14 protein-coding genes are annotated in these 15,182 nt (G+C 63.5%); 7 read left to right on the forward strand and 7 right to left on the reverse strand.

Annotated elements, in window-relative coordinates:
• Positions 1-216: 216 nt before the first annotated feature.
• Genes ACRARG_RS08035 through ACRARG_RS08060 form a run of 6 tightly spaced genes read right to left on the reverse strand, consistent with a single transcriptional unit; the run spans position 217 to position 5,743 of the window.
• Positions 217-1,131, reverse strand: coding sequence for a BMP family protein (locus ACRARG_RS08035; protein ID WP_432689475.1), 915 nt, complete (start codon positions 1,129-1,131; stop codon positions 217-219).
• Positions 1,128-2,138, reverse strand: a complete 1,011-nt coding sequence (locus tag ACRARG_RS08040; protein ID WP_432689476.1) for an ABC transporter substrate-binding protein — start codon at positions 2,136-2,138, stop codon at positions 1,128-1,130. The genes ACRARG_RS08035 and ACRARG_RS08040 overlap by 4 nt, the downstream gene beginning before the upstream one ends.
• A 1-nt stretch (position 2,139) precedes the next feature.
• On the reverse strand, positions 2,140-3,102 hold the full coding sequence (locus tag ACRARG_RS08045; RefSeq protein WP_432689477.1) for a Bug family tripartite tricarboxylate transporter substrate binding protein: 963 nt from the start codon (positions 3,100-3,102) through the stop codon (positions 2,140-2,142).
• A 38-nt stretch (positions 3,103-3,140) separates the two neighbouring features.
• Complete coding sequence (locus ACRARG_RS08050; RefSeq protein ID WP_432689479.1) at positions 3,141-4,658, reverse strand: tripartite tricarboxylate transporter permease; 1,518 nt, start codon at positions 4,656-4,658, stop codon at positions 3,141-3,143.
• A gap of 3 nt (positions 4,659-4,661) precedes the next feature.
• Positions 4,662-5,150 carry a tripartite tricarboxylate transporter TctB family protein gene (locus ACRARG_RS08055; RefSeq protein ID WP_432689480.1) on the reverse strand — a complete coding sequence of 163 codons (489 nt, stop codon included), beginning with the start codon at positions 5,148-5,150 and terminating at the stop codon, positions 4,662-4,664.
• On the reverse strand, positions 5,147-5,743 hold the full coding sequence (locus ACRARG_RS08060; protein ID WP_432689481.1) for a 2-oxo-4-hydroxy-4-carboxy-5-ureidoimidazoline decarboxylase: 597 nt from the start codon (positions 5,741-5,743) through the stop codon (positions 5,147-5,149). Before ACRARG_RS08060 ends, ACRARG_RS08055 begins: the two co-directional genes overlap by 4 nt.
• 107 nt (positions 5,744-5,850) lie before the next feature.
• On the opposite strand from ACRARG_RS08060, the gene ACRARG_RS08065 reads away from it, so the two are divergent.
• The 7 genes from ACRARG_RS08065 to ACRARG_RS08095 all read left to right on the forward strand — a co-directional run bounded on the left by ACRARG_RS08065 (position 5,851) and on the right by ACRARG_RS08095 (position 14,059).
• A complete protein-coding gene (locus ACRARG_RS08065) occupies positions 5,851-6,783 on the forward strand; it encodes a LysR family transcriptional regulator (protein WP_432689483.1) in 933 nt (310 codons plus the stop codon).
• A gap of 251 nt (positions 6,784-7,034) precedes the next feature.
• Positions 7,035-8,531, forward strand: coding sequence for a M81 family metallopeptidase (locus tag ACRARG_RS08070; protein WP_432689484.1), 1,497 nt, complete (start codon positions 7,035-7,037; stop codon positions 8,529-8,531).
• A 38-nt stretch (positions 8,532-8,569) separates the two neighbouring features.
• Positions 8,570-10,147, forward strand: coding sequence for an ABC transporter substrate-binding protein (locus tag ACRARG_RS08075; RefSeq protein WP_432689485.1), 1,578 nt, complete (start codon positions 8,570-8,572; stop codon positions 10,145-10,147).
• 81 nt (positions 10,148-10,228) lie between these two features.
• Positions 10,229-11,170 (forward strand): ABC transporter permease, encoded by a 942-nt coding sequence (locus ACRARG_RS08080; RefSeq protein WP_432689486.1) that lies wholly within the window; start codon positions 10,229-10,231, stop codon positions 11,168-11,170.
• On the forward strand, positions 11,167-12,081 hold the full coding sequence (locus ACRARG_RS08085; RefSeq protein ID WP_432689487.1) for an ABC transporter permease: 915 nt from the start codon (positions 11,167-11,169) through the stop codon (positions 12,079-12,081). Before ACRARG_RS08080 ends, ACRARG_RS08085 begins: the two co-directional genes overlap by 4 nt.
• A 2-nt stretch (positions 12,082-12,083) precedes the next feature.
• Positions 12,084-13,076: an ABC transporter ATP-binding protein gene (locus ACRARG_RS08090; RefSeq protein WP_432689488.1), complete on the forward strand. Its 993-nt coding sequence runs from the start codon at positions 12,084-12,086 to the stop codon at positions 13,074-13,076.
• Entirely contained in the window at positions 13,073-14,059 is a 987-nt protein-coding gene (locus ACRARG_RS08095; RefSeq protein ID WP_432689490.1) for an ABC transporter ATP-binding protein, read from the forward strand. Before ACRARG_RS08090 ends, ACRARG_RS08095 begins: the two co-directional genes overlap by 4 nt.
• A gap of 88 nt (positions 14,060-14,147) precedes the next feature.
• On the opposite strand, the gene ACRARG_RS08100 is transcribed toward ACRARG_RS08095, so the two are convergent.
• Positions 14,148-15,176, reverse strand: a complete 1,029-nt coding sequence (locus ACRARG_RS08100; RefSeq protein ID WP_432689492.1) for a YeiH family protein — start codon at positions 15,174-15,176, stop codon at positions 14,148-14,150.
• Between the last annotated feature and the right edge of the window lie 6 nt (positions 15,177-15,182).

The following is a 15,182-nucleotide window of genomic DNA, read 5'->3' on the forward strand; positions in this document are numbered from 1 at the left end:
ATTTCGTCAAGAAATCTGTACTGGTCAGGCTAAACTAGGAAGCCAAATTCCACCTAAACACCTGAGCTAAAATAGAAAAAAGTTCAGCCACATCTACTGAAACATGAGCCCCCCGACCGGGCAAAGGGCGGTCAGTACCGCCAATGGCCAATGGATCAGGAACGACGGAGCGAACACGCAACGACCTGTCTCAGCAGAACGATCTGCTAATTCCGGTTAATGCTGCTCTGTCGGGGTGAACTCCGGGCCGCGATACTCCGTCGGAACGATCAGCTTGCCGGAGGAAACCTCTGCCGCAACGTCAGACAATTTCGCAGCAATGCCCGGCTGCACATCAGGGGCCATGCAGAGGCGCACGGCGTGATCAGACAGACCCAGATGCCGAACGACCAGAGGGCGCGTGCCAGAGGTCAGGTCCGTTGCGGCCTGCAGGACGCCAAGGTCAATCCGGGCGACAGCCGATCCGATATAGGTTTCGGGATCGACAGCGGTCCAGTCGCCCACATTGCCGATCTGCCTGATACCGGCGGCGCGACAGGCCCGCGTCGCCCCCGCACGTGCGGCGTTGAGCATGGTGAACAGGATATCCGCCCCCTGCCCGGCGATGGCCGTGGCCCAGTGCTCGGTCACGGCGCTGTCGTCCTGAGTGCCGCAGAACCCGGTCACCAGCTGGACGGAGGGATCGACATGCGCGATCCCGGCCGCATACGCGGCGCGGCCTTTCAGCCCCGGCGTCACACGGTGGCCCGACAGGTGGCCAACGACGCCGGTCTTGGTGGTTTCCGCCGCCAGACACCCGGCCAGAAAGGCCGAGTGCTCCTGCAAAACGTCATAGCTGGCGATGTTGGGCCCTGTGACCTCTCCCTGCACCACGGCAAAGGCGCGGTCGGGGTAGCGGGCTGCGACCACGGGCGTGACCTTGTTGCCCTGCCCGCCGATGAAGATCACCGCGTCCGACCGCGCGGCGGCGGCGTCCAGTGCCTCCGTCATCGCCTCCGGCTCAAACGGGGTGCCCGACACGATCTCGACCTCAGCGCCGGGAAGGTCACGGGCGGCGTCTGCCCCGACCAGTGCATTGGCGTTGAAGCCGGTGTCGTGCAGCGCACCCACGAAGAAGACGGCAATCTTCATGCAAAGGAGCCCGGCGCCGGCATCCGTGCGCGCTCTTCCGGCGGAACAAGGAAGCTGCGGTCAAAAACCTCGGACGGCGTTGGCTGATGGGCATAGCCCTTGGCCTCAACGATCAGCCGCGCGATTTCGGCAAGGCGGGCGTCGTCCATATCGCCCATGCCGTCGGTCTGGGCCGCCAGATCGCCCATCTCAAGGTCCAGCGTGCCGATCAGGCGGGCGCGGTTGGCTGCGCGGTCGATACCGGGGTTACGTCGGGCCACCGCGTCAACGGCGGCGTCGATGTCGGCGACGGTATCGGCCAGCCCCCGGTTCACCGCACGGCAGAGACCCGCAACGGCCTGCGGATGCGCCTCCCGGAAGGCGCGCGTCACCATCAGCGCGCCACCGTAGAAGGCGGGCGCGGCCTCGTGCCAGGCCAGGTGATGGAGGGAGACCTTGGGGTCTACACCCGCCTCAATCGCCTGTGCGGCGACGGTGTTGACGAAGCCAAAGATCCCGTCCCATTCGCCGGCCAGCATCTGCGGCACCATGACCTTGTGCGACAGGCCGGAAATGGTCGTATGAACCGAGGCCGGGTCGATCCCGGTGGCACGGCAGAATTCCGGAAACAGCAGCCAGGCCGCATCCTGATCGTGGGAGATCAACCGCCGCCCCGGCAGGTCGGCGGCGGTCTTCACCGGCCCCGCCGCGTCCACCGCGATGGTGTAGGGCGGGCGGTTGTGGATCGCCATCACCGCAAGGGGGCTTTCGCGTTTCCCCTCGGCGGCGATGCGCACCAGCTCGTTCATGTCGCCATAGCCGACGTCATAGTCGCCCGAGGTCAGCGTCGTCACCGCTCGGGCGAGGGAGTTGCCTTCGGTGAACGTCACCTCCAGCCCCTCTTCGCGGAAATATCCGTTGTCATCGGCGAGGAAAAACCAGGCCTGCGGGCCCGAGTAAAAGGTGTTCAGGATGAACCGCACGGGGAGGAGATCCCCCCGTGCCTGCGCCCGGGCCGCGTTTGCCATATCAGCCCCCGTTGACCTTGGCGGCGAGGATCAGCGGACGCCAGACCTCAACCGTGCTGCCGACAAAGGTGGTGAACTCTTCGCTGGTCATGGGCGTGTGGCTGATGCCCCAGGCGTCCATCTGTTCGATGACGGCCGGCATAGCCATGACGGCCTCAACCGTGTCGTGGATCGTCTCGACCATCGCCGGGTCCATACCGGCAGGGCCCGAAAGACCGGTCCAGTTCTGAATGACCACGTCATAGCCCTGTTCGCGGAAGGTCGGGATATCGGGGAACCGGGCCATACGTTCAGCCGAGGCGACGCCAAGCGGCACAACTTCATTATCTTCGATCATCGAGGCGTTCTGCGCCAGCGAGTCGTAGAAGGCGTCCAGAACCCCGGCGCGGAAGTCCTGAATGGCGGGCGCGCTGCCCTGATAGGGAACGTGGATCGTCTCGATCTCAAGCGCATTGTCGACCGCATTGCCAAGGATATGGGTGATCGACCCGACACCGGAGGACCCGTAGGTCACGCCCGCGCCGTTGGCCAGTTCGATGAAACCGGGCAGGTCCGTAATGCCCAGCTTGGGCTGCACGAAAAGACCGGGGGTCGAGGCGCCGAGGTTGGCGATATGGGTAAAGCTGCCGAGCGGCTCATAGGGCAGCGTCTCAAACTGGGTCGGCGCAATCGTGAAGGGCGCGTTGTTGCCAAGGATCAGGGTCGTGCCGTCCGGGGCCTGCTGCGCGACATAGTCGGCGGCCACGGTGCCGCCGGCACCGGGGCGGTTGTCGACCACGGTTTTCTGGCCGTATTCACTTTCGAAATACTGGGCGAGAACCCGGGCGATCAGGTCAGACGTGCCACCCGGGGGAAAGGTCACGACGATGCGGACGGGTTCATCTGTCCATTTGCCGGGCTCCGCAACAGCGGCGGTGGTGGCCAGAAGAACGGCCGCGGCGGAGAGGGTAACGAGGTGTTTCACGGGTAAATCTCCTTGTTGGTTGGGATGTGTTGGTTGGGTTATTCGTCGGAAAGGTTGGGCATCATCCGGCCCTGACGCCGGGCGCGCAGCGCGGCAAAGATCGACCAGGCCAGCAGCAGCACCGTCACCACGATGATCGTGCCGCTGATCGGGCGGGTCAGGAAAACCATCGGGTCGCCGCGGGACAGCAGCATGGCGCGGCGGAGTTGTTCTTCCATCATCGGGCCAAGAACGACGCCGATCAGGAAGGGGGCGGGTTCGAACCGGAAGAGCTTCATCAGGTAGCCGGCCCATCCGAAGAGCAGCGTCATCCAGATGTCGAACACGTTGTTATTCAGGGAATATACGCCCATGCAGATCAGCACGATGATCGTCGGGTACATGTACTTGTAGGGGATCTGCAGCAGCCGGACCCAGAGGCCGATCATCGGGATGTTGAGGATCAGAAGCAGCACGTTCCCGATCAGGAAGCTGGCAACGAGACCCCAGAACAGATCCGAATGCTCGACCAGCAGGCGCGGGCCCGGCGTGATGCCGTACATCATCAGCGCCCCGATCACGAGCGCCATGGACCCGGAGCCCGGCACGCCAAGCGTCAGCGTCGGGATAAAGGCGGTCTGGGTGGCGGAGTTGTTGGCCGACTCGGGCACTGCAACACCTTCGACCGCGCCCTTGCCGAAGTTGGCCTTGTTGGGAGAGACCTTCTTTTCCACCGCATAGGCCACGGCAGAGGCAACGGTCTGGCCAGTGCCGGGAAGTGCGCCGAAAAAGCTGCCGATGCTGGCTCCGCGCCAGACCGGGCCGAACATGGCCTTCCATTCGGCGCGGGAGGGGTAGAATTTCTTGTAGTCGATCTCGTTCTGATGGGCGCCGGTCGCGTTGGCCTTGATCGAGGAGATCAGCTCTCCGACCCCGAAAAGGCCCATGGCGACGATGACAAGGTGGATGCCGTCGCGCATCTCGGGGATGCCCATGGTGAAGCGTTCCGCGCCGGTCGTGATATCAACGCCTACGGTCCCGACCATAAGGCCGGCGGCGACCATGGCCACGCCCTTGATGGGCGATCCGTTCGACACGGCCGAGGCCGCGACGAGGCCCAGCAGGATGACGGCGAAGTATTCCGTCGGCCCGAAGTTCAGCGCCAGTTTGGCCAGCGCCGGGGCCAGCACGGCCATCACGACCATCCCGATGATCCCGCCCCCGAAGGACGCCATGGCAGAGGTGAAGAGCGCGATGCCCGCCCGCCCCTCACGCGCCATCGGATAGCCGTCGATACAGGTGATCGACGAGGACGGCGTGCCGGGGATGTTCATCAGGATCGACGCGATCGACCCGCCATACTCCGCCCCGTAATAGACGCCCGCGATCATCACGATCGCCGCCGTCGGGTCGAGGTAGAAGGTCAGCGGCAGCAGCATCGAAATGGCAGCCATGGACCCGATGCCGGGCAGGACCCCAATGAAGGTGCCGAGGAAGACCCCGACGAAACAGTAAAGAAGGTTCTCGGGCTGTACAGCGACCATGAGGCCCTGGGCGAAACCGGTGATGATATCCATAGCTCAGAACCCCACGAACGGTTTGACGGGAAGGTTGATGACCTCGACGAAGAGGCCCCAGCAGCCAAGCGCGACGATGATCCCAAGCAGGACCTTGCCGGGGAATCTCAGCGCCGGATCAGGCAGGCTGGCGGTGATCGTTGTCAGGAAGACGCCGGGGACGAGGCCAAGGCGACCCACGGTCAGGGCAAAGACGATCAGCGCGCCGCCGATCGCGGCGAAGCTGATCCAGTCGGGCTTATCGAGGTCCGTCTTGTCGGCGAAATCACCGGCGATGACGGCCAGCGACAGGACCGCGAGGGTAAAGCCGGTGATGACCGGGAAGGCCCCGGTACCAAGCCGACGGGGCGAGCCGAAGCCAAGTTCATAGCCGCCAACGATGAAAATGATCGACAGGATCAGCAGGGCCACGCCGCCAAGCGCGCCAAGCCATGCGTGAGGGGCGTGGGCGGCATCTTCGGACCGGCGGAGCTTGAGGAGGAGGTCTCTCATGACAGGGTATCTCCGGTGATGTGGGCAGAGGTCTCAGCCGGTGCCGCCCTCCCCTGCGCAACGCTTGCGTCCCCTGTCAGACGAGCCAAGCGCGCCTTCATGACCGACACAACTTCGCGCAGCGACCGGGGCAGTTCCTCTTTTGTGTCAGCCGCCAATCTGCTTTCGAATTGCGCAAGAACGGCCTCCATATCGGGCTGGGCAATCAAGGCGATCACGAAGGGAAAGCCGTGTTTGGCGCGGTATGCGGCGTTGAGTGTCGCCAGTTTTTCCGCCAGCGCGGGCGTCGGGTTGAGCAGGCTCATGCGGCTCTGTTCGGACTGCGACGCATGCGTCATCGCGGAGGGCACGGCGGGGGCAAGCTCGGGATGCGCCTGCAGTAGCAGAATGGCGTCCTGACGCGGAAGGCCGGTGACCTCACGCTCAAGCCACAGGGCCAGCGAGGGGGCATCGGCAAAGGGGCGCGCTGTCACGGCGCGGGCTGCCAGCCAGTCTGACCGCTCGACGATCCGGTCCATCATATCAAGGGCTTCCGGCACGCTGGCGCGGTTGAGAGCCTTGATTGAGAATGGGGTCTTGGCCGTGTCGATCACCGAGTCACCTCCTGGGTTCTCGGTCAGCCTAGCGCAGCATTGCATTGCCAAATATTTCAAAATGGGTCACGCTGCATACGCAAAATGGCAATGCTCAGGTGAGGTTCATGGCGCTGCATATCCTTCCCAGAACGCTCCAATACCTGGAAGCAGTGGCGCGGACGGGGTCGATCCAGGCAGCCTCCCGCAGCCTCGGGATTGCCGCTTCAGCCATCGACCGGCAGATCATCGCGCTGGAAGAAAGCTGTCAGACGCCGCTTTTTGAACGGCACGCACGCGGCATGCGTCTGACCGCAGCCGGAGAGACCGCGCTTCAGATGGCGCGGCGCTGGCGGGCGGATGAAGACCGGCTTGAGACCGAGCTGCGCAATATGCGCGGGGAACAGCACGGGACGGTGCGTCTGGCGGCGATGGACAGCATGGCCAACACGATCCTGCCTGCGCTCATCGATGACTTTGCGGTGCGGTACCCCAAGATCAACCTCGCCATCGAGATCATGACCCCGCGCGAGGCCGGTCAGGAGCTTGAAAACGGCAGCATCGATCTGGCCATCGCTTTCAATCTTCCCAGTGACCGCAACCGCCATGTATTATGGTCCAGCCCCCTGCCCTTTGGTTGCGTCGTCGGGCGCGGGCATCCGCTCTGGGGTAGGGACGGGATGACACTGGCAGAGGCGGCACAGCATCCAATTGCAGCACAAAGCCGGGTCCTGTCATCCCGCGAATACCTTGACCAGCGGTATGGCTGGCTGTTCGACCCGGTGGAACCCGCGTTGGTGACGAACTCTCTTCAGCTATTGAAACAGGTTCTCGCACAGGGGCGCCTTGTCGCGCTGTCGTCGCGGCTGGACATGCTGGCAGAGCTGCAAAGCGGAACATTATCTTTTGTGCCGTTAACCGACAAACGCTTGCGCCCCCAGTCCGTCAGCGTAGTGGTTGACGCGCGGCGGATGCTGCCCCGTGCCGCGCGGCTGGTCGGAGAAGCCCTGACGCTGATAGTCCCGCAACGTTTGGCCGAGGTAACTCCTGCGAAAGCCTGACACGCAGGTTATCCGACCAAGCTGGCACCCATCAGAATTATGACCGGCATGTTGACCATCGCCGGCAATACCTCCACCACACATGCAGCGGGCAAAGATGCAGCAATTGCATATTTACCCTGTCAATTCGCATTTGAAATCAGCGGAATCTGCTGCGAGACTTCTCGATAAATGCATACATCCAATCCTTCTCATGACCGTTTTCGCCGTCATCCAGCAGCCGCCATCAAACTTTAGGTCCGTCCAGCCCCATGAAAATAGCCATCGCCAGTTTCGAATTCGAAGGAAACAGCCTGTCCCTGCGCGTCGCCCGCAAGGAAGACTTCGGGCGGTTCGGCCACTATCTCGGCGAAGAGGTCATCAAGGTTGTGACAGGCAAACAACTGTCTGTCACCGGCGCCGTCGACACTCTGCAAGAGGCCGGTGCTGAGATTGTGCCTATTTTCATGTCACGCTGTGTATCTGGCGGGCATGTTGATGATGCTTTCTATGACGAGGTTATCCAGATCATCTCGGAGGGCATCGCGGCCGCGTTACCGCTTGATGGCGTATACCTGTCGCTACATGGCGCCATGATCTGCGCCACCGAGAAGGACCCCGAAGGCGGCGTCATAAAGGCGGTGCGCGAACGCCTGGGCGACCCGTCAATCCCTATTGCCGTCAGTCTTGACCTGCATGCCCATGTCACGCAGCGCATGGCGGATATGGCGCAGATCATTGTCGGCTACGAAACCTATCCTCATGTCGATGCCTATCGCACCGGTGCCTGCGCCGCAGCGCTTTTGGTCCGGGCGGTCAAAGGTGACATCAAGCCCGTCACACGGATCAAGAAATATAATGCGATTGTGCCCGTTCTTGGCGGCGCGACGCTGAATGACGAACCTATGGCACAGGTCGCAACCCTATCGCGCAAAATCGAGGCGGACGGGCGCGCCCTGTCGGTCAGCTATTTCCCTGTTCAGCCGTGGCTCGATATGGCCGATGTCGGGATCACCGGCCTCGCCGTCACCGATGACGATCCGGACGGTGCGGATGATGCAGCCCAAGAGGTTCTGGATGCCATCTGGGACCGTCGGCGTGACTTTGAGCTTCCCGCCTTTGTTCCGGCCGAGGCGGTGGCCCGTGCCGTGGCCTCTCCGGACCGCATCCTGATCGTGGATGCCCCTGACGCCATGGGCGCGGGGGCGCAGGGTGACAGCCCCGCCCTTTTGCAGGCCCTGCTGGACGTCGCACCCGAGACGGACGCCGCGGTCTATATCGTGGACCCCGAAACCGCGGCCAAGGCGATCGCCCTTGGCGAAGGGTCCGAGGCGGAATTCCAGATCGGGGCGAAGCAGGATGACCGGTGGTTCAAACCTGTGCAAGCCAATGCCCGCGTTGAAAAAATCTGCGACAGCGTGTTCACCTATTCTGGCGGCCCGGCCAGTGGCGCAACGGTATCGACCGGGCCAACTGTGTTGCTCCGCAAGGGCGGCATCCGGATTTTGGTCGGCAGCTATCCGTTTTACGAGCATATGGACGAACACTACGCGGCTTGCGGGATCGACATCACTCAGATGAAGATTGCCTCGTTCAAGAACCTGATGAACTATCGAAAGCTATTGGGGCCGGGTGTCCAGTTCATCGCCCTGCATGGCCCCGGCGGAGCGCCGCTGCGGTTGCAGGATGTCGATTGGGAAAAACGTCAGCGGCCCTTCTGGCCCGCGGACGACACCGACAGCCCACAGCCCGTACCACATGTCGCATAAATAAACCAAAACACACGACCTTCAGGAAGGAAAACACCATGATTACAAGACGTTCCCTATTGGGTGCTGCTGCGGCCTCACCACTGTTATCCCTCCCCTCGATCGCGCAGAACAAAACCAAAGTCCTGCGCTATGTTCCCAGTTCGAACCTGACCATTCTTGACCCGGTGTTCACGCCCGCCGCGGTCTCCATCACGCATGGTTATTGCGTGTTCGATACGCTCTACGGCATGGACGGCAATCTGCAGCCGGTGCCGCAGATGGCCGAAGGGCATATCGTGTCCGACGACGGCCTGACATGGGAAATCACCCTGCGCGAGGGGCTGATGTTCCACGATGGCGAGCCGGTCCGCGCGCAGGACTGTGCGGCGAGCCTTGAGCGATGGTCCAAGCGCGACGGCTTTGGTCAGGCGCTTGGCGCAGCGACCGAAAGCTTTTCCGCCAAGGATGACAAGACCATCGTGATCAAGCTGACGCGCCCCTTCGGCCGGCTGCTGCACGCGATCGGCAAACCGCATTCCTCGCCCGCGATGATGATGCCGGAACGTTTGGCAAAAACCGACATTTCCGAGCAGGTCACCGAAATGGTCGGCTCGGGCCCGTTCAAATGGGTCGCGGACGAATATGTCTCGGGCGACCGGATGGTGTACGAGAAATTCGAAGGCTATGTGCCCCGCGCCGAGCAGGCGGCCTGGACCTCGGGCGGCAAGGTCGTGAACTTTGACCGCGTGATCTGGAACGTCATCCCCGACCCGGCCACCGCCGCCGCGGCCATTCAGGCCGGCGAAGTGGACTGGGTCGCCTCGGTCCTGCCCGACCTTGCACCGCTCATGGAAATGAGCCCCGATGTGAATCTCTTCCGTCAGGACCCGTTTGGTCTGGTCTCGGTCATGCGGTTCAACCACCTGCAGGCGCCGTTCAACAATGTCGGCGTGCGTCAGGCCGTGATGAAGGCGATCAACCAGACGCCGTATATGCAGGCCGTCACGGCCAGCGATGCCAACCGTCAGGAATGTCTGGCCTCCTTCCCATGCGGTCTGCCGGGCGTGAACGAGCTGGGCGAAGGGTTGCTCAACTCGCTCGACGTCGAAGGTGCCAAGCAGGCGCTGGCGGATGCGGGCTATAACGGCGAGCGTGTCGTGATCCTGAACCCGACGGACATCGCGTCGATCCACCCGCATGGCCTGATCACCGCCGATATCCTGACCAAGATCGGCATGAACGTCGATCTGCAGGACACCGACTGGGGCACCGTGGTGCAGCGCCGCGTGTCGAAGGAACCGGTCGACAATGGCGGCTGGAGCATCGCGCACACCAACTGGCCCGCGATCTCGATCGACAATCCGGCCACCAATGCCACAACCCGCGGCCTAGGCGAAAAAGGCTGGTGGGGCTGGTACAAGGACGACGAGATGGAAGAGACCGTCGCCGCATGGCTCTCGGCCCAGTCCGACGAAGAGGCGCAGCAGCTTTTCGACAAGGCCCATGCCCGCGCGCTGGATCAGGTGCCCACCGTACCGCTTGGCCAGACCTTCCAGGACGGGGCCGTCCGGACCGATCTGACCGGCCTGCTGCAGGCCTCGGTCAGCCTGTTCTGGAACGTGGATCGCGCCTGAGCCGATCCAAGCGGGCATCCGGCAAGACCGGGTGCCCCTGCCCTGCCCCCACCCCTAGCCCTGTCCAAGGACTGAACCCGCATGAGCGCCTATATTCTCAGACGCATCCTGTCGACGATCCCGGTCGTCCTGTTCGTGATGATCTTCGTCTTCAGCCTGCTCTACCTCGCGCCGGGCGATCCGGCCGCGATCCTTGCTGGCGATCAGGCCACGCAGGAGGATATCGAGGCGATCCGCACCCAGCTGGGGCTGGACCGCAGTTTCCCCGTGCGCTTTGCCGAATGGGCGGGCGGCGTGTTTCAGGGGGATTTCGGCACCTCGATCTTCACCCGTGAACCCGTGACGCAGATGATCCTGCAGCGGGTGGAACCGACCGTGTCGCTGATGGTCGTGACGCTGGCCATCGCGCTGGTCATCGCTATCCCCATGGGGGTTGCGGCGGCGTGGAAACGCGGGTCTCTGCTGGACCGGGCGATCATGCTGTTCGCTGTTCTGGGCTTTTCGGTTCCGGTGTTTGTGGTCGGTTATGTGCTGGCGTGGACGCTGGCGCTGAAACTTGGCTGGCTGCCTGTGCAGGGCTACAAACCCATTGCCGAGGGCATTCTGCCATGGCTGCGCAGCCTGATCCTGCCCGCCGCGACCCTGTCGGGCGTCTATATTGCCCTCATCGCCCGGATCACCCGCGCCACGATGCTTGAGATCCTGCAGCAGGATTACATCCGCACCGCCCGCGCCAAGGGGGCTGCCGGCCACACCGTTCTGTATGTCCATGCCCTGCGCAATGCGCTGGTGCCGATCGTGACCGTCGTGGGCCTTGGCATCGCGCTGATGATTTCCGGGGCCGTGGTGATCGAGACCGTCTTTGCCCTGCCCGGCCTGGGCCGCCTGACGGTCGAGTCGATCCTGCGACGCGATTACCCGGTCATTCAGGCCATCATCCTGATTTTCAGCTTTGTCTACGTGATCATCAACCTGCTGATCGACCTGTCCTACACCCTGATCGACCCGAGGATCCGCTATTGACCGCCCCCCTCTCCTCCGATGCTGAGTTCGCCGCCGCCCCCGAACGGCCGCAGATCCTCACCCCGCCGCCGCAGCGCAGCCGCCGCATGGCCTTGTTGATCGAACATCCCACGTTGTGGATCGGCCTTGCGCTTCTGGTGCTCGTCACGCTGGTTGCGGTTTTCGCCCCGCTGATCGCCACACATGATCCGGCCGAGCTTAACCCCGCGTTCCGGGTCAAGCCGCCCTCGGCCGAGGCGTGGTTCGGCACGGACATGCTGGGGCGTGATATCTTTTCGCGCACCGTCTATGGCGCGCGTGTCTCGCTGATCGTAGGCGCGGGCGTTGCGATCTGTGCCTCTGTCTTCGGGCTGGCCATCGGGCTGATGTCGGGCTTCCTCAGATGGGCGGACAATATCATCATGCGGGTCATGGACGGTCTGATGTCGATCCCCGCGATCCTGCTGGCCATCGCGCTGATGACCCTGATGCGCGGCGGGTCGGTGTTCAACGTGATCCTTGCCATCACCATTGCCGAAATCCCCCGTGTGGCCCGTCTGACCCGGTCGGTCGTGCTGTCGGTGCGTGAACAACCCTATGTGGAGGCTGGCACCGCCTGTGGCACCTCGACCCTCGGGATCATCTGGCGGCATATCATGCCAAATACGCTGGCGCCCCTGACCGTGCAGGCGACCTATATCTGCGCCTCTGCGATGATCACCGAGGCGATCCTGTCGTTCATCGGGGCGGGCATGCCATCGTCGGTCCCCTCGTGGGGGAACATCATGGCCGAGGGCCGTGCTCTTTGGCAGGTGAAGCCGTCGATCGTGTTTTTCCCGGCGATCTTCCTTTCGGTCACCGTGCTGGCCGTGAACCTTCTGGGCGACGGGCTGCGGGATGCGGTCGATCCCCGGCTTGCGAAACAGGTGTGACCATGGCCCTTCTCGAAGTACGTGATCTTCAGATCCATTTCCGCACCGCCACCAGCGTCAACCGGGCCGTCGACGGGCTGTCGTTCGACATCAACGCGGGCGAGGCGCTGGCAGTGGTGGGCGAATCCGGCTGCGGGAAATCCGTGACCTCCATGTCGATCCTGGGGCTTTTGCCGACCCCGCCGGGCAAGATCTCCGGGCAGATCAATTTCCGCGGCAAGGACCTGTTGAAGACCTCGGAAAAGCAGATGCGCAAGCTGCGCGGGTCCGAGATCGGGATGATCTTTCAGGAACCCATGACCTCGCTCAACCCGGTGTTCACCATCGGGCAGCAAATCGGTGAATCCGTCCGCCTGCATGAAAAGGCCAGCCGGGCAGAGGCGCATGACCGCGCAATTGAAATGCTCCGCCTTGTCGGCATCCCCTCGCCCGAGCGGCGGGTCAATGAATATCCGCACCAGCTGTCGGGCGGGATGCGCCAAAGGGCGATGATCGCCATCGCGCTGGCCTGCAACCCGGCGCTTCTGGTGGCGGATGAGCCGACGACCGCGCTGGATGTGACCATTCAGGCGCAGATCCTCGACCTGATGCAGGACCTGCGGTCCAAGGTCGGATCGGCCGTCATGCTGATCACCCATGATCTGGGCGTCGTGGCCGAATTCGCCGAACGCGTGCTGGTCATGTACGCGGGCCGCAAGGTCGAAGAGGCCAAGGTGGGCGATCTTTTCCGCACGCCGCGCCATCCCTACACGCAGGGTCTGCTCAACGCCGTGCCGAAACTGGGATCGTCCCTGTCGGCTGCCGGCTCCGTCCGGCTGGCCGAAATTCCGGGCCGCGTGCCGGACCTGTCGAAACCCCTGCAGGGCTGCGCCTTTGCCGACCGCTGCCCGCTGGCGCAGGATGTCTGCCGCCGGATCGATCCCGCCCTTCAGGCCAAGGCCCCGGGCCATCTGGCCGCCTGTCACTTTGCCCCGAAAGAGGCCAACGCCGCATGACCGACGCACCTCATCTGATCGAAGTCCGCAACCTTGTGAAACGCTTCCCCCTTGGCGGCGGCGGGTTGTTTGGCAAATCCGACAAGGCCGTCCACGCGGTCAGCGACGTGAGCTTTCACATCGCCAAGGGCGAGACGCTGTCGCTGGTCGGTGAATCCGGGTGTGGCAAGTCCACGGTCGGCAAATGTCTCGCCCAGCTGATCCCCCTGACCGAGGGCGAGATCACGTTGGACGGCCAGCGCATCGACGGGCTGAGCAGGGCGCAGATGAAGCCGGTGCGCAAACGCCTGAATGTCGTCTTTCAGGACCCGTTTTCGTCGCTCAATCCCCGCATGTCGGTGGAAGAACTGGTGGCCGAGCCCCTGCGCAGCCACGGCATGGCCAAGACCCGCACTGAGCGTCAGACGCGTGTCGGCGACCTGCTGGAAAAGGTGGGCCTCCCGCGTGAGGCGATGGTGCGGATGCCGCATCAGTTCTCGGGCGGGCAGCGCCAGCGGATCTGTATCGCCCGCGCGCTGGCATCCGAGCCGGATATCATCATCTGTGACGAGGCCGTGTCGGCGCTGGACGTGTCGGTTCAGGCGCAGATCATCAACCTGCTGATGGACCTGCAAAAGGACCTTGGGCTGGCGCTCTTGTTCATCTCGCACGATCTGGCCGTGGTCGAACATATGAGCGACCGGATCGCCGTGATGTACCTTGGCCGGATCATGGAAATCGCCGACCGCGAGGCCATGTTCCGCCACCCTCGCCATCCCTATACCAAGGCGCTCTTGTCCGCCGTGCCGCTGCCCAACCCCGAAGCCGATCGCAACCGCGTGGTTCTGAAGGGCGACGTGCCCAGCCCGATCGATCCCCCTAGCGGCTGCTTCTTCCGCACCCGCTGCCCCATGGCCACGGACCGCTGCGCCGCCGAGGTTCCCGCCCTGCGCGACATGGGTCAGGGACACATGAGCGCCTGCCACTACGCCGAAGACGTCTAATCCGGATAAACCGAACCGAGCAGCAAAAGCCCCCGTCATCGCGACGGGGGCTTTTCGTTTGCTTTGTCGGCAGAGTTGTCGAGTAGCCTTAGATGAACAGAACCGCCCAGCCGATGGCCGCAATCAGCAGGACCAATGTCGCGCCGACAGGCACGGCCAGATGCCCGCCCCCCAGCTTGAACATCGCAGGCAGTGAGGTCCGCGCGCCAAGGGCGGCAATGGCCAGAAGCAACAGCACCGAGGACAGATGCACCATCGCCTGACGGAACGCCTCGGGCACGATGCCAAGGCTGTTCAGGCATAGCAGGATGCCAAAGACGATCACGAAAGGCGGCAGCGGGAACCCCTTGCGGCCCGGCGTGCGCACGGCCAAGGCCACGCCCAGAAGCACGACCGGCAACATGATGACCCGGCTCAGCTTGACCAGCGTGGCGGCATCGCCGGTTTCCACCCCGTGCGAATACCCGGCCGCGGCAACCTGGGCGACGTCGTGGATGGTCGCGCCGATCAGGAAGCCCGTCTGTCGGTCGGACATCCCCAAGGCATCAAAGAGGATGGGGTATAGAACCATCGCAATCGACGACAGCGAGGTGACCCCGACGACCGTGAAGATCACATCCTTTCCGCGCAGCATGCGGGCCGGCAGGGCTGCGGCAATCGCCAGCGCGGCCGAGGCCCCGCAAATGGCCACCGCGCCGCCCGCCAGCAATCCAAAGGCAAGGTCTCGGCCCATGAGGCGGGCGATCACCAATCCGGTGCCGATAGTCAGCAGCAAAAGCAGGGATGTCCCGACGAAGGGCGCAGGTCCAAGCGCCGCAAGGTCAGACAACTCGACCCGAAAACCGAGGAGTGCCACGCCAGCCCGCAAAAGCGTTCCGCTGGCAAAGGCCAGACCGTCCTTGCATCGCTCGTCTTCCGACAATGGATGGAACGCCATCCCCAGCAACAGCGCCAGAAGCATCGACGGCGCGCCCCATCGTTCGGCCAGAAAGGCCGCAGACAGCGCCGTTGCCACGGCCAGAGCGAGGCCCTGACCGTGGCGGGCCAGCCATGCCTTCGTGGCACGCAGCATAAGCTCAGCCCCCATCACGCGGCCGGTTGTCTCATGATGATCCAAGGCCGG

The organism is Pseudooceanicola profundi (genome assembly GCF_050897955.1).
GTDB lineage: Bacteria > Pseudomonadota > Alphaproteobacteria > Rhodobacterales > Rhodobacteraceae > Pseudooceanicola.

What these genes read in the sequence shown, in the direction of transcription:
- ACRARG_RS08050 (WP_432689479.1), bottom strand. Translation starts at nt 4,658, where the DNA reads ATGGATATCATCACCGGTTTCGCCCAGGGCCTCATGGTCGCTGTACAG.
- ACRARG_RS08065 (WP_432689483.1), top strand. Translation starts at nt 5,851, where the DNA reads ATGGCGCTGCATATCCTTCCCAGAACGCTCCAATACCTGGAAGCAGTG.
- ACRARG_RS08055 (WP_432689480.1), bottom strand. Translation starts at nt 5,150, where the DNA reads ATGAGAGACCTCCTCCTCAAGCTCCGCCGGTCCGAAGATGCCGCCCAC.
- ACRARG_RS08090 (WP_432689488.1), top strand. Translation starts at nt 12,084, where the DNA reads ATGGCCCTTCTCGAAGTACGTGATCTTCAGATCCATTTCCGCACCGCC.
- ACRARG_RS08040 (WP_432689476.1), bottom strand. Translation starts at nt 2,138, where the DNA reads ATGGCAAACGCGGCCCGGGCGCAGGCACGGGGGGATCTCCTCCCCGTG.
- ACRARG_RS08080 (WP_432689486.1), top strand. Translation starts at nt 10,229, where the DNA reads ATGAGCGCCTATATTCTCAGACGCATCCTGTCGACGATCCCGGTCGTC.
- ACRARG_RS08075 (WP_432689485.1), top strand. Translation starts at nt 8,570, where the DNA reads ATGATTACAAGACGTTCCCTATTGGGTGCTGCTGCGGCCTCACCACTG.
- ACRARG_RS08035 (WP_432689475.1), bottom strand. Translation starts at nt 1,131, where the DNA reads ATGAAGATTGCCGTCTTCTTCGTGGGTGCGCTGCACGACACCGGCTTC.
- ACRARG_RS08095 (WP_432689490.1), top strand. Translation starts at nt 13,073, where the DNA reads ATGACCGACGCACCTCATCTGATCGAAGTCCGCAACCTTGTGAAACGC.
- ACRARG_RS08070 (WP_432689484.1), top strand. Translation starts at nt 7,035, where the DNA reads ATGAAAATAGCCATCGCCAGTTTCGAATTCGAAGGAAACAGCCTGTCC.